This window comes from Pseudomonas sp. 05N433, assembly GCF_056396925.1.
The window spans coordinates 1-20,328 of the sequence record NZ_JBFTML010000040.1; the positions used below are offsets into that span (position 1 = coordinate 1).

The 20,328-nt window shown below is 62.2% G+C and carries 20 protein-coding genes; 2 read left to right on the forward strand and 18 right to left on the reverse strand.

The window, feature by feature from the left end:
- The first annotated feature begins 177 nt into the window (after nucleotides 1-177).
- Entirely contained in the window at nucleotides 178-1,245 is a 1,068-nt protein-coding gene (hemE, locus tag AC1DIS_RS20340; RefSeq protein WP_018928609.1) for a uroporphyrinogen decarboxylase, read from the forward strand.
- A gap of 69 nt (nucleotides 1,246-1,314) precedes the next feature.
- Here the strand turns inward: hemE and AC1DIS_RS20345 are convergent, their stop codons facing one another.
- On the reverse strand, nucleotides 1,315-2,589 hold the full coding sequence (locus AC1DIS_RS20345; protein WP_018928608.1) for an MFS transporter: 1,275 nt from the start codon (nucleotides 2,587-2,589) through the stop codon (nucleotides 1,315-1,317).
- Nucleotides 2,590-2,707: 118 nt separating this feature from the next.
- Here AC1DIS_RS20345 and AC1DIS_RS20350 point away from each other — a divergent pair, with 118 nt between their 5' ends.
- Nucleotides 2,708-3,604 carry a LysR family transcriptional regulator gene (locus tag AC1DIS_RS20350; protein ID WP_019650776.1) on the forward strand — a complete coding sequence of 299 codons (897 nt, stop codon included), beginning with the start codon at nucleotides 2,708-2,710 and terminating at the stop codon, nucleotides 3,602-3,604.
- 384 nt (nucleotides 3,605-3,988) lie between these two features.
- On the opposite strand, the gene AC1DIS_RS20355 is transcribed toward AC1DIS_RS20350, so the two are convergent.
- The 17 genes from AC1DIS_RS20355 to AC1DIS_RS20435 form a co-directional block, all read right to left on the reverse strand.
- On the reverse strand, nucleotides 3,989-5,215 hold the full coding sequence (locus AC1DIS_RS20355) for a beta-ketoacyl-ACP synthase (RefSeq protein WP_018928604.1): 1,227 nt from the start codon (nucleotides 5,213-5,215) through the stop codon (nucleotides 3,989-3,991).
- Nucleotides 5,215-5,943 (reverse strand): 3-oxoacyl-ACP reductase FabG, encoded by a 729-nt coding sequence (gene fabG / locus AC1DIS_RS20360; RefSeq protein WP_018928603.1) that lies wholly within the window; start codon nucleotides 5,941-5,943, stop codon nucleotides 5,215-5,217. The genes AC1DIS_RS20355 and fabG overlap by 1 nt, the downstream gene beginning before the upstream one ends.
- Complete coding sequence (locus AC1DIS_RS20365; protein ID WP_018928602.1) at nucleotides 5,943-6,401, reverse strand: hotdog family protein; 459 nt, start codon at nucleotides 6,399-6,401, stop codon at nucleotides 5,943-5,945. The genes fabG and AC1DIS_RS20365 overlap by 1 nt, the downstream gene beginning before the upstream one ends.
- Nucleotides 6,398-7,594, reverse strand: coding sequence for a beta-ketoacyl-[acyl-carrier-protein] synthase family protein (locus AC1DIS_RS20370; protein WP_477744142.1), 1,197 nt, complete (start codon nucleotides 7,592-7,594; stop codon nucleotides 6,398-6,400). The genes AC1DIS_RS20365 and AC1DIS_RS20370 overlap by 4 nt, the downstream gene beginning before the upstream one ends.
- Nucleotides 7,591-8,088 carry a DUF3261 domain-containing protein gene (locus tag AC1DIS_RS20375; RefSeq protein WP_019581872.1) on the reverse strand — a complete coding sequence of 166 codons (498 nt, stop codon included), beginning with the start codon at nucleotides 8,086-8,088 and terminating at the stop codon, nucleotides 7,591-7,593. The genes AC1DIS_RS20370 and AC1DIS_RS20375 overlap by 4 nt, the downstream gene beginning before the upstream one ends.
- On the reverse strand, nucleotides 8,088-8,813 hold the full coding sequence (locus AC1DIS_RS20380) for a class I SAM-dependent methyltransferase (RefSeq protein WP_064615937.1): 726 nt from the start codon (nucleotides 8,811-8,813) through the stop codon (nucleotides 8,088-8,090). The genes AC1DIS_RS20375 and AC1DIS_RS20380 overlap by 1 nt, the downstream gene beginning before the upstream one ends.
- On the reverse strand, nucleotides 8,810-10,057 hold the full coding sequence (locus AC1DIS_RS20385) for an NAD(P)/FAD-dependent oxidoreductase (RefSeq protein WP_064615939.1): 1,248 nt from the start codon (nucleotides 10,055-10,057) through the stop codon (nucleotides 8,810-8,812). The genes AC1DIS_RS20380 and AC1DIS_RS20385 overlap by 4 nt, the downstream gene beginning before the upstream one ends.
- Nucleotides 10,044-11,204 carry a cation:proton antiporter gene (locus tag AC1DIS_RS20390; protein WP_064615941.1) on the reverse strand — a complete coding sequence of 387 codons (1,161 nt, stop codon included), beginning with the start codon at nucleotides 11,202-11,204 and terminating at the stop codon, nucleotides 10,044-10,046. The genes AC1DIS_RS20385 and AC1DIS_RS20390 overlap by 14 nt, the downstream gene beginning before the upstream one ends.
- Nucleotides 11,201-13,540, reverse strand: coding sequence for an MMPL family transporter (locus AC1DIS_RS20395; protein ID WP_018928596.1), 2,340 nt, complete (start codon nucleotides 13,538-13,540; stop codon nucleotides 11,201-11,203). The genes AC1DIS_RS20390 and AC1DIS_RS20395 overlap by 4 nt, the downstream gene beginning before the upstream one ends.
- A complete protein-coding gene (locus AC1DIS_RS20400) occupies nucleotides 13,524-14,090 on the reverse strand; it encodes an outer membrane lipoprotein carrier protein LolA (RefSeq protein WP_111453914.1) in 567 nt (188 codons plus the stop codon). Before AC1DIS_RS20400 ends, AC1DIS_RS20395 begins: the two co-directional genes overlap by 17 nt.
- A gap of 146 nt (nucleotides 14,091-14,236) precedes the next feature.
- Nucleotides 14,237-14,662 carry an acyl-CoA thioesterase gene (locus tag AC1DIS_RS20405; RefSeq protein WP_018928594.1) on the reverse strand — a complete coding sequence of 142 codons (426 nt, stop codon included), beginning with the start codon at nucleotides 14,660-14,662 and terminating at the stop codon, nucleotides 14,237-14,239.
- Nucleotides 14,655-16,199, reverse strand: a complete 1,545-nt coding sequence (locus tag AC1DIS_RS20410) for an HAL/PAL/TAL family ammonia-lyase (RefSeq protein ID WP_018928593.1) — start codon at nucleotides 16,197-16,199, stop codon at nucleotides 14,655-14,657. The genes AC1DIS_RS20405 and AC1DIS_RS20410 overlap by 8 nt, the downstream gene beginning before the upstream one ends.
- Nucleotides 16,180-17,127 carry an LpxL/LpxP family acyltransferase gene (locus AC1DIS_RS20415; protein WP_428635911.1) on the reverse strand — a complete coding sequence of 316 codons (948 nt, stop codon included), beginning with the start codon at nucleotides 17,125-17,127 and terminating at the stop codon, nucleotides 16,180-16,182. Before AC1DIS_RS20415 ends, AC1DIS_RS20410 begins: the two co-directional genes overlap by 20 nt.
- Entirely contained in the window at nucleotides 17,124-17,858 is a 735-nt protein-coding gene (locus AC1DIS_RS20420; RefSeq protein ID WP_018928591.1) for a glycosyltransferase family 2 protein, read from the reverse strand. Before AC1DIS_RS20420 ends, AC1DIS_RS20415 begins: the two co-directional genes overlap by 4 nt.
- On the reverse strand, nucleotides 17,851-19,533 hold the full coding sequence (locus AC1DIS_RS20425) for an ApeI family dehydratase (RefSeq protein WP_477748615.1): 1,683 nt from the start codon (nucleotides 19,531-19,533) through the stop codon (nucleotides 17,851-17,853). The genes AC1DIS_RS20420 and AC1DIS_RS20425 overlap by 8 nt, the downstream gene beginning before the upstream one ends.
- Entirely contained in the window at nucleotides 19,530-20,075 is a 546-nt protein-coding gene (locus AC1DIS_RS20430) for a COG4648 family protein (protein WP_477744144.1), read from the reverse strand. Before AC1DIS_RS20430 ends, AC1DIS_RS20425 begins: the two co-directional genes overlap by 4 nt.
- Nucleotides 20,072-20,326, reverse strand: coding sequence for an acyl carrier protein (locus tag AC1DIS_RS20435; RefSeq protein WP_007936741.1), 255 nt, complete (start codon nucleotides 20,324-20,326; stop codon nucleotides 20,072-20,074). Before AC1DIS_RS20435 ends, AC1DIS_RS20430 begins: the two co-directional genes overlap by 4 nt.
- Between the last annotated feature and the right edge of the window lie 2 nt (nucleotides 20,327-20,328).

Genomic DNA, 20,328 nt, shown 5'->3' on the forward strand with positions numbered 1-20,328 from the left:
CCTGATACACCGCGTCGTCTGAATCGCCAGCAAGCCGGCTCCTACAGTGTTTTGTGGTGCTGCAAAGTCTGCATTTCACCGCGACAAATTGACCCGATAGACAAAAGGATCGGCTCTTGCCGTGCCTTTTGCGTCGCGCTCTGAGAAAATGCCCGCACTTTTTTTCCGGATGCCGACATGACTGCCCTGAAGAACGACCGTTTCCTTCGCGCCCTGCTCAAGCAACCCGTAGACGTCACCCCAGTGTGGATGATGCGTCAGGCCGGTCGCTACCTGCCGGAATACCGCGCCAGCCGTGCCAAGGCCGGTGACTTCATGAGCCTGTGCATGAACCCGGCGTTCGCTTGCGAAGTCACGATGCAACCGCTCGACCGCTATCCGCAACTGGACGCGGCGATCCTCTTCTCCGACATCCTGACCATCCCCGATGCCATGGGCCAGGGCCTGTACTTCGAGACCGGTGAAGGTCCACGCTTCAAGAAAGTCGTCAGCACCCTGGCTGACATCGAAGCCTTGCCGATTCCTGATCCACAGAAAGACCTCGGCTACGTCATGGACGCAGTCAGCACCATCCGCCGCGAACTGAACGGCCGTGTGCCGCTGATCGGTTTTTCCGGCAGCCCATGGACCCTGGCCACCTACATGGTTGAAGGCGGTTCGTCGAAAGACTTCCGCAAGACCAAGGCCATGCTCTACGACAACCCGCAAGCCATGCACCTGCTGCTGGACAAGCTTGCGCAGTCGGTCACCTCGTACCTCAATGGCCAGATCCTGGCCGGCGCACAAGCAGTGCAGATCTTCGACACCTGGGGCGGAAATCTCTCGGCGGCGGCGTACCAGGAATTCTCCCTGGCCTACATGCGCAAAATCGTCAGCGGCCTGATCCGCGAACATGAAGGCCGCAAAGTGCCGGTCATCCTGTTCACCAAGAATGGCGGCCTGTGGCTGGAAAGCATCGCCGACGCCGGCGCTGATGCGCTGGGCCTGGACTGGACTTGCGACATCGGTGAGGCCCGTCAACGCGTCGGCAACAAAGTCGCCCTGCAAGGCAACATGGACCCGACCGTGCTTTACGCCAAGCCAGAAGCCATCCGCGCCGAAGTCGGCCGGATTCTCGCCAGCTACGGCAAGGGCAGCGGCCACGTGTTCAACCTCGGCCATGGCATTACCCCGGAAGTCGATCCGGAGCACGCAGGCGCTTTCTTGCGCGCGGTGCATGAGCTGTCGGCGCAGTATCACGAGTGATCGTCGCCCGATAAAAAACGCCCGGCATTTGCCGGGCGTTTTTGCATCAAAATCAAAAAGATCGCAGCCTTAAGCTTTCAAATTCTCCAACGGCGGCAACTTCGCCAATTTCAACGCCACCAACAGCGCAATCACTAGCAATCCGCTGATGAACAGCCCGATCCCGTTCCAGCCACCCAGATGCCAGGCCATACCGCCCGCCGTCCCCGCGATACTCGACCCGGCGTAATAGCTGAACAGGTACAACGACGTCGCCTGCCCCTTGGCCTTGGTCGCGCGACGACCGATCCAGCTGCTGGCCACCGAATGCGCGCCGAAGAAGCCGAAGGTGAAGACCAGCATGCCGAAGATCACTACTGGCAGGGGCGTAAACATCGTCAACGCAAGGCCCGCGAGCATCACCACAATGGTTGCCCAGAGCACTTTGCGCCGGCCGAGCTGGTCGGCCAGGGCGCCGATTTTCGCCGAGCTGTAGATGCCCGACAGGTACACCACCGAGAGTAGCCCGACGAAGGCCTGGTCCATGTGATACGGCTCGGCCAGCAGGCGATAGCCGATGTAGTTGAACAGGGTAACGAACGCGCCCATCAGCACGAACGCTTCGACAAACAGCAGCGGCAGGCCGGCGTCGCGAAAGTGCATGGTGAAGCCGTCGAGCAGGCTACGCGGGTGCAGCGAGCGGGCGCGGAAGTTGCGCGATTCGGGGAGGATTTTCCAGAACACCGCGGCGGCAATCAGCGCCAGGCCGCCGATGACCAGCATTGCCGTGTGCCAGCTGACGAAGTCGATCAGCACCCCGACGATCAAGCGTCCACACATGCCGCCGATGGCATTGCCACCGATGTACAAGCCCATGGCCAGGCCAATGTGCTGCGGGTGGATCTCTTCGCTCAGGTAAGTCATCGCCACCGCCGCCAGACCGCTCAACGACAGCCCGACCAGCGCCCGCATCACCAGCACGCCTTGCCAGCTCGGCATCATGGCACTGGCCATGGTGCACAGTGCGGCGGCGAACAGTGCGGCGACCATCACCGGTTTACGCCCGATGCGATCGGAGATGGGGCCGGTGATCAGCAAGCCGATGGCGAGAAGGCCGGTGGCGACCGACAGGATCAGGCTGCTCTGGGCCGCATTGATGGAAAACTCGCGGGACAGCAGCGGCATCATCGGCTGTACGCAGTAGAGCAGGGCAAAGGTCGCGAAGCCTCCGGAGAACAGCGCCAGCACCGTGCGCATAAACATCGGTGTGCCTTTCTCGATGTAGATCTCGTTATGTTCAGCGACGACATCATTCAGCGCGGCGGGCGGGATTTCATGGGCGAGTGGGGCGACAGCAGTTTTCACTTCGGACCTCGGAGGACGCAGCCGGTCAGGCAATGAAAAAATCATATAGCTGGCTAATGTTTCTATCCAATATATTGTTCGACCTGTTTGATAGGTTTAACGACCTAATGGAGTTTTCATGGAATTGCGTCACCTGCGCTACTTCATTGCCGTCGCCGAAGAACTGCATTTCGGCCGCGCCGCCCAAGTGCTGGGCATCTCGCAGCCGCCGCTGAGCCAGCAGATTCAGGCGCTGGAACAGGAAGTGGGGGCGCGTCTGTTCGAGCGGACCAATCGTCGGGTCGAGCTGAGTGAGGCCGGTCGGCTGTTTCTGGAAGAGGCGCGGCTGGCGCTGGCTCAGGTCGACAAAGCGGCGGATGTGGCTCGGCGGGCACAACTTGGTGAATTGGGTGAACTGAAGATCGGCTTCACCTCGTCGGCGCCGTTCAACTCGACCATTCCCCAGGCGATTTTCTCATTTCGCCAGCGCTTCCCGGCGGTGCACCTGAACCTGCGGGAAATGAGCAGCACCCAAGTGGCCGATGCGCTGGTGGACGAGTCGATCGAGGTCGGCATCATGCGCCCGTTGGGCTTGCCGGACTCCCTCAGCGTGGTGGAACTGATGCGTGAGCCATTGGTGGCGGTGCTCAGCTCCAAGCATCCGCTGGTGGATGGCAGCGAAGAAGGTCTGTTCCTGTCCGCTCTGGCCCTCGAGCCGTTCGTATTTTTCCCGCGCAGCTATGGCAGCGGTCTGTACGCACAATTGCTCAGCCTGGCGCGGGACGCCGGCTTCAGCCCGCACTTTGCCCAGGAGGCGGGCGAGGCGATGACCATCATCGGGCTGGTGGCGGCGGGTTTGGGGGTATCGGTGTTGCCGGCGTCTTATCAGCGGATGCGTATCGATGGTGTGGTGTATCGGCCGTTGCTCGATCCGGAGGCGATTTCGGCGGTGTGGCTGGTGCAGCGCAAGGATCAGAAGTCGCCGATGGCCAAGGCGTTTGTGGAGTTGTTGACGCGTAAGGTTGAAGGGAAGTGAAAGCGAGCAAATCACCGCACTCAGGACACTTCAAGTAATGGATCCGTCCTAGTGATTTATCTGAGTTTTACGCAATCAAAGCCGCGGTACGCAACGCTCTTGGCCTGTGATGCCATCAGAGGTGGCACAGTTGGGCGAGTCGCCACCCGTTGTCTCCCGTTAAGTTTCAAGCAATACTGCCCGCGTTCCCGAAAGGGGCTTGTGAGACTCTGAGGATCCTGGGTAACCAGCCATCGCAGAGCCAGGCAGGTACCGGGCGATGACAAGCCGACCTGTTTGTGAAAGGGCGCCGAAAGGCGCCCTTTGTCGATTCTGGCGTTACTGAACCTTCGCCAAATCCCCTTTCAGCGCAACCCCGGTAATGATCGCCCCTGCGTGGCTCGTTTACGACCAGCGGCGGAAGATCAACGAGGTGTTGACCCCACCAAAAGCGAAGTTGTTGTTCATCACATACTGGTTGCTCATCTGCCGGAATTCGCCGCGCAGGTAATCGAGCTTGCCGCACTGCGGATCGACCTCATCGAGGTTGAAGGTGTGCACGTACAGGTCGCGGTTCATCATTTCGATGCTGAACCAGGACTCCAGCGCGCCGCAGGCTCCCAGGGTGTGGCCGAGGAAGCTCTTCTGCGAGCTGATCGGCATGTGTTCGCCGAACAAACTGTTGGTCGCCAGTGTTTCGGCAATGTCGCCCTGCTCTGTAGCGGTGCCGTGACCATTTACATAGCCGATGGCGCTTGGGTCGAGCCCGGCGTCTTCCAAAGCCAGCTCCATGGCCCGGCGCATGGTGATCAGCTCGGGGCGGGTGGCATGCTGGCCATCGGCGTTGCTGCCGAAACCGACGATCTCGGCGTGGATGCGGGCGCCACGCGCCAGGGCGTGTTCGAGCTCTTCGAGTACCAGCATGCCGCCGCCCTCACCGATGACCAGGCCATCGCGGCCGCTGTCGTAAGGGCGCGGGCTGGTTTGCGGGGCATCGTTTTTCAGGCTGGTGGCGTAGAGCGCATCGAACACCATGGCCTCGGTCGGGCACAGCTCTTCGGCGCCGCCGGCGAGCATCAGCGGCAGGCGGCCGAACTTGATCGACTCGTAGGCGTAACCGATGCCCTGGCTACCGCTGGTGCAGGCACTGGAGGTCGGGATCAGTCGGCCGGTGAGGCCGAAGAAGATGCTGATATTCGCTGCCGTGGTGTGCGGCATCATCCGCACGTAGGAGTTGGCGTTCAGGCCTTCGGCCACCGAATTGAGCAACATTTTGCCGAACGCCTTGATCTCGTCGGTGCTGCCGGTGGACGAGCCGCAGGACACGCCCATGCGCCCGTCTTTGATCGACTCATCACCCAGCAGCCCGGCGTCCGCCAGGGCCTGTTCTGCAGCGCCGACTGCCAGCCGCGATACCCGGCCCATGCTGCGCAGTTGCTTGCGCGTCCAGTGGCCGGGCACCTCGAAGTCGTCTATCGGCCCGGCCAGGCGGGTATTGAGTTCGGTAAAGCGATCCCACTCGTGCATGCGACGAATGCCGCTGCGGTTGGCGGCAAAGTTGGCGGCGATGGTGTCCCAGTCGCTGCCCAGTGAGGTGATGCCGGCCATGCCGGTGACGACGACGCGCTTCATCAGCACAGGCCTCCGTTGACGGCCAGAACCTGCCGGGTGATGTACGAAGCTTCCGCCGACATCAGGAAATTCACTGCGCTGGCCACCTCTTCCGGGGTGCCCATGCGTTGTGCGGGGATCATTTTCATCAGTTCTTCCACCGGCACGTTTTCATCGAGCATCGCCGTGTCGATCAGGCCGGGTGCGACACAGTTAACCGTGATTTTGCGCTTGCCCAGCTCAATCGCCAATGCCTTGGCCGCGCCGATCAGACCGGCCTTGGACGCGCTGTAATTGACCTGCCCGCGATTGCCGATCAGCCCGGACACCGAAGTAATGCAGACAATCCGCCCGGCGGCGCGACGACGGATCATCGGCATCATCACCGGGTGCAGCACGTTGTAGAAACCGTCGAGGTTGGTGCGCATCACCACATCCCAATCCTCCTCGCTCAGGGCCGGAAAAGCACCGTCGCGGGTCAGGCCGGCGTTGAGCACCACGCCGTAATAGGCGCCATGGGCTTCGACATCGGCTTCAAGGATCGCTTTGCAGCTGGCGCGGTTGCTGACGTCGAATTGCAGGATGCGCGCGTTGCGGCCCAAGGTTTCCACTTCGGCTTTGACGGCTTCGGCGTCCGCCAAGCCGCTGCGGCAGTGCAGCACGATGTCATGCCCCGCTCGGGCCAGACGCAATGCGATGGCGCGGCCAATACCACGGCTGGAGCCGGTGACCAGTACGGATTCAGTCATCACTCGACTCCTTGGGATTCATGCAGATATTGAGCGGCTTGAGGCGGGCGGAACACGTTCAACCGAGCGGTCGCGTGGATGCCGGGGGCGGTGATGTGGCATTCGAATACGCCCATGCCGTTATCGTCTTCCAGCGAGCGTATCCCGTGGATAGTCAGCTCGGTGCCGGCGGGGAAGTGTTCCACGTTGCATTCGAATTTGCGGCTGCCGAGCAGGAAGCCCAGTTCCACCGCATTGCCTTTCTGGCGCGCATGGCAGCCGGCATAAGCGGCGACGCTCTGGGCCATCAGCTCGATGCCGACCCAGGCCGGCAGACTGCCGTCGGGGCGATTGAACAGGCCGCCGGGTTTGACGGTGAGTCGGGTATAGATCTGCTCGTCGTCGAACGACAGGATCTGATCGATGAGGATCATGTCGCCGGCATGGGGCAGCAATTCGGCGAGCGGCCAGGTAATCATGAGGCGTCTCCGATAATCAGGCTGACGTTATTGCCACCAAAGGCAAAGGAATTACTCATCAGGTAGCGGGGTGCAATGGACGTCAGGTGGTCGGTCGGGGTCACCCAATGCAACGCCGGCAACTCGGGGTCGGGCTGCTCGTCCCAGACATGGGGCGGCAGGGCATGCTCGTGGTTATCCGCGCTCAGGCTCAACCAGCAGAACGCCGCTTCCAGGGCACCAGCGGCGCCGAGGGTATGGCCGGTCATCGGTTTGGTCGACGAGCAGGGCACGCCTTGTGGAAACAGCGCCGTCACAGCCAGGCTTTCCATTGCGTCATTGTGTTGGGTGGCGGTGCCGTGCAGGTTCAGATAGCTGATCTGTTGGGGTTGCAGGCCTGCGCGGCTCAAGGCTTTGTGCATGGCTTGCCGGGCGCCACGGCCGGTGGGTTCCGGCGCGGAAATATGGTGTGCATCGGAGCTGGCGCCACTGCCGAGCAAAGCAATCGGTTGGCTGCTGCCGGCGGTTTTGCTCATCAGGAACAGCACCGCGGCTTCGCCGATATTGATGCCGTTGCGGTTCGCCGAAAACGGGTTGCAGCGCTGCTCGGACACCGCTTCCAGGGCCGAGAAACCGTTGAGGGTCAGCTTGCACAAGCTGTCGACACCACCGCACAACACGGCGTCGCACATGCCCAGGTCGAGCAGTCGTTGGGCACTCATCAGCGCGCGGGCGCTGGAGGTGCAGGCGGTGGAGATCACATAGGCCGGGCCGCTCAATTGCAGCCAGTCGGCGAGAAACGTCGCCGGAGCGCCGAGCTCTTGCTGCTGATAGTCATAATCGGCCGGGAAGTGATGTTCGCGGATGTAATGGGCCAGGCCGCGGCTGGCTTCGTCGATGCCTGAGGTGCTGGTGCCCAGAATGACGCCGATACGGTCGCGGCCGTAGGTCTGGATCGCCTGCTCGATGTCTTGGCGAATTTGCAGCGCGGCCTCCAGCAGCAATTGATTGTTGCGACTGCTTTGATGAGCCAGCTCAACCGGAATCGGTGCCAGCTCACCACGCACCGCCGCCACGGGCAACGAGCGCTCCGCGACCCAGCCGGCCTCGTTGCGTATGCCCGAGCAATCGCCGGCAAACAGGTTGCGGGCGACTTCCTGCTTGTCGCGGCCGAGGGCGCAGATTACCCCGAGGGCATTCAGGTAAGCGGTCATGGCGTGTTTTCGCCTAACGGGGTGACGCGATAGTGCGGGCCTTGGGACACGTTCAATTCAAAGCTCGGTGGTTGCGAAAGACTTGGTTGTGAATAGCGGATGTTCCAGCGCGCTGACAATGACCGTTGCCCGTCATGCTGCCGGGCGGCGGGATAGTTGCCGTGCAACTCGCCTTCGGGGGTCAATGCAAACAACAGGGCGGCGAACAGCTCCCGGGCTTCCGGATTGGGTGGTAGCAGACCGTCGGCTTGCCATTGGCCATCGATCAGTTTCTGTCGTGCCACGGGAATCCCCAACGGGTCCATCATCGACCAGCGAATGCCCGGGCCTTCACGCTGGATCACCAGGAGCCAGTCCTGACGCTGCTCGGCCATCTGCCGTTCGATATGCAGTTGCAGTGGCAACGCCAGGTTCGGGGTTCGCTCGGGCAGCGGCGTCTGGCTGGCGCAGGCGCTCAGCAGCAGGACACAACCCAGAAGCAGCAAACGGATCATCAGACACTCTCTTCAAGGGGCTTGCGCGCGACCACATTGACCAGGGTTTCTTCCCGTTGGCCAAAGGGTTTTGGCTGGCGCAAGCCGAAGCGTTCAAGCAGGCCGAAATCCTTGGCGCGACTCCACCACAAGTAAGGGTAAGACACGTTTTTCGGGCTAAATTCAAAACCCTGCCGACGAATCATCTCCAGGTAGCCGGCGGCACTCTTTTGCACGTGCATCGGGTGGCGGAACAACCAGCGAATCACCCACGTATCAATGTAAGCCTCGGTGGACTCGGCGAACAGCAGATAACCGCCCGGCTTGAGCACCCGATAGAACTCGGCCAGGGCCTGATCCTGCTCGACAAGATGATGGAAGGTCTGGTGGCAGAACAGCAGATCGACACTGGCGTCCGGCACTTTAATGCTCGCGCAGTCACTGCCGATCAGCTCTACCTCCATGCCCTGGCGGGCCGCTTCTTCGCCGCTCAGGTTCAGGCTGTGAGGGTCGGCATCCAGTCCGATCAGATGCTTGGGCGCGAAGGTCTGGCGCAGGTACTGGAACGATTTGCCCTGGCCGCACCCGGCGTCCAGCAAGACCGGATTGCTGGGCAACGGTGTGCTGAACAGGCTGCGCAAGTCATTGATCGCCACTCGCAATACATGGTGCTGCCAGGTGTGGCTGCGCAGGAACCAGAAGCCGAAACGGGTTTCTTCGACGTAGTTGTCGCTCAAATAACTCATGTCGCTTCCCTGGCGCACAGGTCTGAGATCATCCGCAGTCGACGTTTGGCTTCGCTGACGAACGGGTTGCGTTCATCCCAGGCATAACCCGCGAGGATCGAGCTGATCATGCGGCGAATATCTTCTGTACCGCCCTGATAGAAAATCACATCCTGAAAAGTCCCTGCGTACCAGCCTTCGACGTAGCAACGGAAGGTGTCGACGCCGCGCTTGAGCGGTTCGGCGAATTCGGTCTGCCAGTCGACGCTTTCACCTTGCAGTTGGCGGTGCAGCACCCCGGCGGCCATGCTCGCCGAACGCATGGCGATGGTCACGCCGGAGGAGAACACCGGGTCGAGAAATTCCGCGGCATTGCCCAACAAGACGAAGCCAGGGCCATGCAGGGTTTTGACGTTGGCCGAATAACCGCCGATGGTCCGCGCGGGGGTATCCCACACCGCATTGTTCAGCACCCCGGCCAGGCTTGGCGTTTCAGCGATAAAGCCGCGCAGGCAGTCGTCCAGATTCTCGGTGCGGCCTGCGAAGTGTTCGGCGGCTGCCACGACGCCCACCGAGCAGCGACCGTTGCTGAACGGGATGGTCCAGAACCAGATGTCGCGCTGGGTCGGATGGGTGGTAATGAGGATTTTTTCCCGTTCGAAAGCCGGGCTGTCGATACAGTCTTCGACGTGGGTGAACACCGCCTGACGCACCGGAAAGTTCGACGGTGCCTCAAGGTCCAGCAAGCGTGGCAGTACGCGACCGTAGCCGCTGGCATCGAGCACGAAATCGGCCTCGACGCGGTATTGGCTGCCATCTTCGCGAAGCACATCGAGCTGCGGTTTCGCCAAGCTGAAATCAACGCTGACGATGGCTTCGCCGTAACGGACGTCGACTCCCTGCAGTTCAGCCTGATCGGCCAGCAGTTTGTCAAAGTCGGCGCGCTGAACCTGGAAGGTCGTCGGCTTGCCGTTGCTGAACGTCTCACCGAAATCGAAGGTGCTGTACTGATCGCCCCAGGCGAATGCCGCACCGTTCTTCAATTGGAAACCGGCCGCATTGACCGCGTCGAGCATGCCGGCTTCTTCGACGAAATCCAGGCAGTGGGACAGCAGGCTTTCACCGATGGAAAACCGCGGGAAATGCTGGCGTTCGATCATCAGCACATCATGGCCTTTGCGCTTGAGCAGCGCGGCGGCGATGGCGCCCGAGGGGCCGGCACCGATCACCACCACCTGACGACGTTCCATTTCAACTGTTGGCACGGGTGCTCCTTGCCGGGGCGGCGATGTTCAAAGGGATTCGGTGCATGCCGGCGAGTGCCGGCAGCAGGGTTGCGACCAGGCCCATCAACATCAGCGCGAAATACAGCTCGGGGCTGATGAGTTGTTGTTGCAGCAGCAGGTTGAGAAAGACGATCTCGCTCAAGCCGCGGATATTCAGTAAAAGGCTTTCCCGCCAGCGGCTGGCACCTTCAAACGAGACGCCGGCCCAGCCGAGGCCCAGCCAGTTGCCCAACAATTTGCTGGCGATCGGCAACAACAGGAGCGCGGCCAGTTGCACCCCACCGAGATTGTCGAGGGCGCTGTGCACGTTGATCTGCACGATGCCGAACGTGAGGATCAACGGGATGGCGATCCAGGTCTGCAAACGACTCATCCACGCCGTTGGCAATGGCAGTACCAGCGACACCTTGAGCACGGCCATGCACAGCAGGTAACCGATGCCGAAAATCAGCGCATTGAGCTTGAAGTGCTCGGCGACCACCAGCAGCGCGAAGAAGCAGCCGCTGTGCAGCAACGGCTGGCGCAACCCGAGCAGTCGCAGCAATAACGGCAGACAGGCGCCTGCCAGCGGCAGCAAGAGGCTGCTCAGGTGCAGGCTGCCTTGGGCGAACGCGAACAGGGTCCAGCAAGTCAGGTCGATCAGGATCGCGGTCTGCACCAGGCGTCGGGTGGCGGCGGGCGGGTAGTTGATGTGTCGCAGGTACAGGTACAACACCGGAATCGCGGTGATGGCGAACAACAGACCGACCGCCAGCGAGCTGATCCACGGCTGTGGCGGCAGTAACCAGACCGCTGTCGCCAGCCCGCAGGCAAAGGGAATGCAGAAACTCGGCAGGGCGATTTTCAGGCTCTGGCGATCCAGTCGCAGGTCGATCACGTCGCTGAGGATGTGCCCCAGCAGCAAGGCAAAGCTCAGGCTGTAGAGGTTCTTCAGCCAACCCGGCGAGATCAGGTCGGCACCGCTGAGATGCCAGCCTGGTTCGATCCAGAAATACATCAGCAGCGGCAGGCCGAAGGTTGCCAGCAACAACTGGCTGACGATCGGAATCAGACCGAAACGTCGACCGACGTGGGTGGCCATGGCGAACAACACCAGGGCCATGACCCAGAACGCCGCGACCATCATGCTGCTGGCTCCGCAACCGGGGCGGTGTGGACTTGGCGTCCGGCCCACGGCGCCAGGATGAAGCTGTACGCCAGGCCGAGGCTCACCGATAGGCCGAAGTTGCTCACCGCCGGTGTGCTGGACACCGCCAGCAGGCCAAACGATAGCCATGTGGTTGCGGCTGCCAGCATGGTGCCCAACAGGCTCGCGGCGGCGCCGCCGATCTGCTCGCGCATGAGGATCGCGTAGTCGACGCTGATGGCTGTCACCAGCAGCAGGCCGAACAGGCTGAACAGCGTCAGCGGCTGCCCGAGCCAGCCGAGGCTTGCCAGGCTGCACAGGGCCGCCAGTAGTGGCAGGGAGACAATTCGCAGTGCGCCACCGAGACCGAATGGCAGAATCAGCACCAGCACGATCAATACGCAGGAGGCGAGTTTCAATTCAGCGGCGCTGATTTGAGTTGCGGCAAATACCTTGTTCAGGTCGCCGAGGCGGTCGACCAGTTGCACACCCGGCAAGTCCAGCGCCTGGACCCGCAACAACGCCGGATTGTTCAAACCTTGCAGGCTGACCATCGCGGCCACGCCGTTATCGGTCGGCCCCAGCCACAGGGTGCGGTAGGGCTCGGCCAATGGGCCGGCCAGGGCCGCATCGATATCTTCGGTGGGCAGCGCCTGTAGCTTCACCAACTCGGCTTGCAGCGCGTCGGCAGGCACGCCAAGCTCGAGCAACGGTTGCCAGAACTGCGGCAGCTTGCCCAGAGCATCACGCACTTTGCGCTGTTCGCTCGGCGGGCTGACCAACTGGTTGAGCGACAGGTAGCCCTGGAGTTTTTCCAGGTTGACCAACTGATCCAGGCGCTCGCTCAGTGCCGTCTGGCGTTCGAGCAACTCCTGCTGATTGGCCGCGCGCACCAGGAAAAACTGGCTGGTGGGTTGATAGCCGGTGATGCGCGCAATGGTCTGGGCTTCGTCCGTCAGTTGCTGCGGTGCGCCGACCCATTGGCGAATGTCGTTTTTTGTTTGCAACTGCAACAGACCGCCAACACAGAACGCGATCAACAGCGCCAGCAACACCGGCGTGCGTACGTATTTGAGCAGCGATTCACGCAGCGCCAGCAAAGACTCGGCAATGCGCATCGGCCATTGCGCCGGACGCAGTTGCGCGCCCTTGAGCAGCGCCGGCAGCAGGCACACCGCTGACAGATAAGCGCCGAGCAGGCCAGCGGCGGAGAACACGGCAATCTGGGTCAGGGCCGGGAACGGCGTCCAGGCCAGGGCCAGGTAGCCGATGCAACTGGTGATCAGGCTCAGCGTCAGCCCTGGCAGGGTCAGGCGCAACGCAGGCCAACTGTGCCAGGGTTTCAGGCTCCAGCTTTTCGACAGGTAATGCAGTGGGTAATCCACCGCCACGCCGATCAGGCTTGAGCCCAGCACCAGCGTCATCACATGCATCTGACCGAACAGTGCCACGCAGGCCACCGCGCCGAACAGCATGCCCACCAGCACCGGGACGAACGCCAGCACCACCCGCCAACGCCGGAAGGCCAGCAACAGCAGCAACAAAATCCCCATCGTGGCGCCGCCACCGACCCAGGTGATCTCGCGCGCGGCTTGCCGTTGACCGCTGGCGGCATACAGCAGGCCGCTGGCAGCGAGCAGTTGCACATCCGCCTGGGCGGCTTCTTCGCGACTGTGCTGGAGCAGGTCAGCCACTTGCAGCGGCAGGTTCATGTCGAATGCGTTGCCGACGGTTCGCGCCCGCAGCATCACCCAGCTCTTGCCGTCGGCATCGGCGACCAGCACGCCGCTGCCGATGTCCAACTGCACCGAACCGCGCTGTGGCTGGCTGTTCTGGATGCGCCCGGTCAGGCCGAGCCAGTCATCCTGGCTCGGCACCAGGCTGAACCCGGTGAAGGGGTCGAACAGGGCTTGTACCCGTTGCTGGATAAAGGCGTCGGGATGCTCGATGAGTTGCTGACGGTCGGCCGCGGACAGCATCGCCAGTCGGCCTTGCAGCAATTGCGTGCGCAGCGCAGGCAAGTCGGCTTGCAGGTTCCACTGGACCTTTTCGAACACGCCGCTGGCCTGCCACTGCTCACCGAGTTTTTGCGCCATGGCGATGGCTTGCTGACGGTCTTTATGGCCGACCAGTACCAGCATTTCCCGGTTCAACGGTTCTTGCATGCGTTGTTCGGCGCGCAGCTCCAGCGCGTCCGGCGCGGTGCCTGGCACCAGTTCCATCAGGTTGGCCGACAGCGGAGTGCCGTCGCGCCACTGCCAACCGGCGAGTGCGAGTACCGCCAGCAGCAGGACCAGGAACAGCCGCGGCAGCATCCGTTCACTCGGCAAAGTCATGTTGCTCCGCATCGCTCAAAGGTTGGGCGCTGGTGCTGTCCTGCATGCGCAACAGGGTTCGGTCACCCTGGGTTTCGAGCAGTTCGATGTTGTGTACCAGTTCGCCGCCGTCAATGTTGATCTGATTGAACACCTGTTTGAGCAGCATCGAACGCGGGGTCAGGGTCAGTTTCCAGTTCTGCGCATCGCCACTCAGCGACAGCTCGAAATCCCGTTGCAGGCCACTGCTGTCGCCTTGCAGCACGGCGAGGAACAAACGGTTCTGTTCGGCGCCGGCACTCTTGCTCGGCAGCATTTGCCAGCCGCTGGCATCCCGCCGGGCAATGCCCTTGTCGCTGATGCGGTAATCCTGTTGCAGCGGCGTTTTCAGCAGCCAGAGCAGGCCGTGATTTTTCGCCAGAACGAAGGTGCCCTTGCTGGTCAGTGGCTGGGGCAGGGCGCGCAGGTGTTTTTCCTGGATGAAGTTGCCGTGGATCACATCGGGTTTGGCCAGTTGATCGCTCAGTTGCTGGAGATCGAAGGCCTGGGCCAACGAAGAAAAGCCCAGCATAAATATCAAGCTCACACCAATCCCGTAGCAGCTGCCGAGCCTGCGAGGCTGCGTCCGGCGGCGAAGCCGTCGTTCAGGCATATCCGGTGGCGACTGCTGCGCAGTCGAACGCAGGCTTCGCCAGCTGCTACAAAGGAATCGCAAATTCATGGCAGCACCCTTTCAACCGCGTCGGTAAACACCTTGGGCGAAGCCAACTGCATTTCGCGGCTGCTCATGTCGACGGCAACCTGCACTGAAACAGCGCGGGTCAGACGTTCGCCGGTTGCGAGATCGCTGATCAGGTAATTGATCTTCAGTCGGTTCTCCCATTCCACCAGGCTGGCGCGCACATTCAGCTTCTGGCCGAACACGGCGCCGCGCACATAGCGCAACTGCAAGTCGATCACCGGCCAGGCGTAACCCGACGCAACCATGGCGTCGTAGTTGTGGCCGATCCTGTCCAGCAGCGCACAGCGGGCGACTTCCAGGTATTTGACGTAATGGCCGTGCCAGACCACGTTCATGGTGTCGACGTCAAAGAACGGGACGAGGATTTCCGTATCGGTGTGAAGCACTCCCTTGCTACGCATGCAGCCTCCAGTGTTGCTCGGCGATGCGTTGCAGGCACAGGCGCAATTCGCCTTCCAGGGCACGGTCTTCGATGACCGGCGGGAAGTCCTTGGCCAATTCCTCGTGCATCGCGGCCAGGGCCGGTGGCAGTGGACGCGCGTCTTCAGCCTGGCCGCGCAGCCACACGCCTTGATTGGCGGCCAGCAGCGTGGCGGCGGCAACCTGTTCGGTCAGCTCCAGCACGCGGATGGCGTCGCGGGCAGCGATGGTGCCCATGCTGACTTTGTCCTGGTTGTGGCACTCGGTGGAGCGCGAGAAGACGCTGGCCGGCATGGTGTTTTTCAGGGCTTCGGCGGTCCAGGCGCTGGTGCCGATCTGCACGGCCTTGAAGCCGTGATTGAGCATCGCACGGTCGGCGGTGGCGCCGGACAGGTTGCTCGGCAAGCCATGGTTGTAGCGTTCGTCCACCAGCAGCGCGAGTTGACGGTCGAGCAAGTCGGCGACGTTGGCCACCAGGTTTTTCAGGCTGTCCATGGCGAACGCAATGTGGCCGCCGTAGAAGTGCCCGCCGTGCAGCACGCGTTCGGCTTCGGCGTCGATGATCGGGTTGTCGTTGGCGCTGTTGAGTTCGATCTCGATGAACGAGCGCAGCCAGTTCAGGCTGTCGGCCAGTACACCGAGCACGTGTGGCGCGCAACGCAGGGAGTAACGGTCTTGCAGGCGATGCAGCGGCGCGGTCGGCGCGTCGATCGCCAGATCCTTGCGCAGCCACGCGGCAACTTGCATCTGCCCTGGATGGGGTTTGGCGGCGAACAGGCGCTCGTCGAAGTGCTCCGGGTTGCCCTGCAAAGCGACCACGTTCAGCGCGGTGATGCGTGTGGCCAGTTGCAGCAGGTAATCGGCACGGGCGTAAGCCAGGCACGCAAGGCCGGTCATCACGGCGGTGCCGTTCATCAGCGCCAGGGCTTCCTTGGGGCGCAATACCAGCGGTTGCCAACCCAGTTCCTTGTGCACATCAGCCGCTTGCCGGCGTTCGCCGCGGAACATCACTTCGCGCTCGCCGGACAAGGTCGCGGCGACGTAGGACAGCGGCGTCAGATCACCGCTGGCGCCCACGGAACCTTCTTCCGGAATCAGCGGCAGGATGTCGTGTTCGAGGAACGCTTGCAGGCGCTCCAGCAACTCCACGCGTACTCCGGACACGCCCTGGCACAGCGACTGTAAACGTGCCGCCAGCACCGCACGGGTGGCCTGGGCATCGAGCAGTTTGCCCAGGCCGCAGCCGTGGAATGTGTACAGATGACGAGGCAGGGCTTCGACGTGGTGCAGCGGCACCGCCACCACACAGGAATCGCCATAACCGGTGGTCACGCCATAGATCACGCCTTCCTTGTCCAGCAGGGAGTCAAGGAACTGCGGACCCTTGGCAATGCGCTGGCGAAACTCGGGGTTGCCCTGCAACTGCGTCGGCACCTGACGGTTGGCCAGGGCCAGCACGTCTTCGATGCACAAAGGGAGTTCGCCGAAGGTTACCGGCTCAAGCGTTGGCGTCGTCATCGGTCTTCCAGAAAGGGTAAAAGTTGAACCATTGTTGGGGCGCTTCGAGGCAATAGTGACCCAGGCGTTCGGCATAGCGCGAAGCCCACTGATGAATGACCTGTTCGCGCTCGCTGCGTTTCCACACCACCGCCTCGGTGAACGGTTCGAGGGTCAGTCGATAGTCGCCCGTGGGTTTCTTCAGGCACAGCAGCAGATTGACCGGGCATTTCAGCAAACCGGCCAGCAGCCACGGGCCTTGCGGGAACGCTGCCTGGTGACCGAGAAAATCCACCGTCACGCTGCGCCCGCCATGCAGCGGCACACGGTCGCCGGCAATTGCCAGCCACTCGCCGCGCTCCAGGCGCTCATGCAGTTGCAGCATGATCACCGGGTCGAGCTCGCTGACCTGGATCAGCCGCAGATTGGTTGCCCCGGCTTCGCCCAGCAGGCGGTTGAACTGCTCGGCGTGCTTGGTGTGCACCAGCACGTTCATGGTGACTTTCTCGCCGATCTCGGCCAGTGCCCGGCAAACCTCGAGATTGCCCAGGTGTGTGCCCACCAGCATCTGCCCGCGTGTGCCGCGCAGTTTATTGCGCAGCAGCGCCGGGTCGATGATTTCGATCTGCTCGATGCTCAGCTTGCCGTTCCACACGTCGAGTTTGTCGAGCATGGAATCGGCGAAGGCCATGAACTGGCCGAACACCCGCCAATGAGTCGGACGCAATTCGCTGCGCCCGCTCCAGTCGGCGAGCCGCTGCTGGTATTGCCAGGCGCTTTGGCGGGCGCTGCGTCCGAACAGGAAAAAGTACAGCACGATGCCGTAGAGCAGCGGGCTCAGCAGGCGTCGGCCCAGGACCTTTGCGCAGAATGCGGTGAACTTCATCAGCCAGAAACTGCCACGCTCCTGGCGGTCGGCCCAGTGCTGTTTGTCTGCGTTGCCGTTCATGCCCGCCACCGTCGCCAGAGGATCACCGGTGCTCGCAGCAACATGCCGAAGAACAGCCGGGTGTGCATGCTCGTAATCAGTACGTTGTCGTAGAACAGCCGGAAATGTGAAACGCCATCCAGAGGGTAATGGACCCTGGTTTTCAGCCACTGCATCGGCAGATTGCGCCAGGCCAGGCGCACCAGGATGTCGGAGTCGAAGTCCATGCGCTTGCCGATCCTGGCCGAGTCGATCAGTGCCAGGGTTGGCGGTAACGGATAGACACGGAAGCCGCACATCGAGTCGCGAATCTGCAGTGACAGGGTGTTGATCCAGACCATGACGTGAGTCAGGTAGCGCGCGTACAAACGACCTTTCGGCACGCTGGCGTCGTATTGCGGATAGCCGCAGATCACCGCCTCGGGATGGTTGCGTGAGTATTCGATGAAGACTTTGACATCTTGCAGGTCGTGCTGGCCGTCGGCGTCCACCTGCAAGGCATGGCTGAAGCCCAGGCGCGAAGCCTCCCGCAGACCGGTCATCACTGCGCCGCCCTTGCCCTGATTGATGGTGAGCCGGATCAGATAAACCCTGTCGCGCTGCGCCAGTTGGTCGAGTACCTTGGCGCAGGCGGGGCTACTGGCATCGTCCACCAGAATGCATGGCAGGTCACAGGCAAGCAGCGCATCGACCACGGCAGTGATGGCGGTTTCGTGGTTGTAGACCGGGATTATGGCGCAGGGGTTATGCATCGCTGGCAGCCTCCAGCAAAATCCGCCCGCTGGAGCAGGTGGCGGTTTCGTTGCGATAGGCGAAATACAATTTGCCGCGCACCGGGTCGAAGCGCAGGTGCAACTGGATTTCATCGCCAGGGCGCACCAGTTGCTGGAATTTCAGCACTTCCATGCCGGCGAATTTTGCCGGCAGGTCCATCAATTGCTGGCCCAGGCTCATTGCCCACTCCACTTGCACCACGCCGGGCAATACCGGGGCCCGGGGAAAGTGTCCGCTGAAATACGCCAGGTCCGGTGGGACGGCCAGTTGCAGGCTCCACTCACCATCGGCTTCGACCTGCTCCAGCACTTGCGGCGCCTTTGGGCGGGACGCCAGCAGCAAGGCTTCAACCTCAGCCTGGGGCAGTTTGCCCTGCGCGTTCAGCGGCAACTGCCGCAACAGGCGCCAGCGTCGTGGCAGGGCCAGCGTTTCACAGTGCTGGCTCAGATGCTGACGCAACGCTTGTGTGAGGCTGCGTCGTCCCTGATTGCGCAACGCGTGCATACCTCGCTCGCTGAGCACCAGCAGCGCCCCCAATGAGGCGCGGTTTTCCTGAACCACTCCCAGGCGCGCTTCGGCGACCCAGGCGTGCGCCATCAGCGCGTGTTCGAGCATGGGTAGCGAGATACGTTTTTCTTCCAGTTTGACGATCCGGTCCAGCCGCCCCAACAGCTCGAAACGGCCGTCGGCTGCGATGCGCGCGGCATCGGCGGTGTGTTCGATATGACCTGCCGGCAGGTATGGCGATGCGATAAGCAGGGCGCCATCGCTGTCCTGGCTCAGCTCCACACCGTTGAAGGGCTGCCAGAGATCCTGGCCTTGACGCCAGGCGATGCCGCCGGTTTCCGAGCTGCCGAGGATCTCGGTCGGCCATTGTTGCAGGCGTTCGTAAAGGCTTTGCGAGGCTTCGGCGGGTAACGCGCCACCGGAGGAGAACACTCGGCGCACTGCGCTCAGCGCTGGCCAGTCGAGGTTGTCGCCCATGCGCTTGAGCAATGCCGGGCTGGCGACCCAGGCGAAGGCCGGGTGTTCGCGGCTGGCGCGTTGCAAGTCTTCCGGGAAAGCCAGTTGCTTGCGCACGAACGAACGCCCGGCGCACAGCGGCCACAGTACCCGAAACAGCAAGCCGTAGATGTGCTGGGTGGCGACGCTGCCGATGATGCAGGCTTCGCCCAGATCTGCGCCCCACAAGTGCTCCAGCGCTTCGACTTCATTGGCCAGTTGGCGCAGGGTTTTGTCGATGCGCTTGGGTTCGCCACTGGAGCCTGAGGTGCACAGGCTCAGCTGACAACGATCCAGGTCCAGCGGGTGGGCTGGTAGCGGCGGATGCCGATAATCGCTCAGGTGCGCATCGTCGGTCTGATCGGTCAGCCACAGATCGACCTCGGTCGACCAGCGCTGGCGCGTCTGCGCTTGCAGGTCGGCGGGCAGCAGTACGCTGATCCCGGCACGCCAGGCACCGAGCAGGGCAATGGCCAGGTCGGCGGCGTCTTCAAGGTGCACGGCGATGCGCTGCACATCCTGGGCTTGCAGGCCGGCAGCCAGGCTCAGGGCCCGGTCGCACAATTGCGCGTGATTCAACGCCGGCTCGGCCGTCACGGCACGCTCCGGCTGAGCCTTGAGCAGCAGTTGCTCAAGTTTTATCCAATTCATGGGTGGCCTCGTACCCGTTGTCGTATCAGCCATTCAATGGCAAACATCAGGCCGATCAATCCATAGGAGATCAGGCCGGTGTACAACATCCACCAGCTCAGCGGCGCCCAAAGGGTCAGGGCGGCGGCGCACAAACCGTTGCAGAGAAAAAACACGCTCCAGGCAATGGTCACCTGGCGGGTGTAGCGAATGGCCCTGGGCGGTAAATCCGGTTCTCGCAGGCGGGCCAGGCGTTCGACCATCGGCGGGCCGTATTTCAGGCTAAGACCGAACAGCACCAGCATGAACGCGCTGATCAGCACCGGGTACCAGCGCAGCAGCATCGGGCTGTCGAACGCTGCCAGCAGCAGGCAGAAGGCGATGGCGACCGTGGACATCCACAGGCTGCCGGGGCGTCGTTCGCCGGTCAGCGCTCGCGCCAGCCACAGGCTGCCCAGCAGCAGACCGAACTGCCACGGGGCAAAATGCTCCATGCCGAAATACACCGCAAAGGGGTACAGCAGGCCTGCGAGCAGCAGGCCAAGGCCAATCAGTCGGCTCATGCGGCGGGCTGAACCAGACGGTAAACCGCCTCGACCACGTCGCTGACGGTACGCACCGATTTGAATTCTTCGGCGGCGATTTTCTTGCCGGTCTGGCGTTTGATGTGATCGATCAGGTCGACCGCATCGATGCTGTCGATTTCCAGATCCTGGTACAGGTTGGATTCCAGGCTGATGCGCTCGGGGTCCAGCTCGAAGAGTTCGACCAGAGCATCGCGCAGGGTGTTGAAAATATCGTCACGAGTTTGCATGG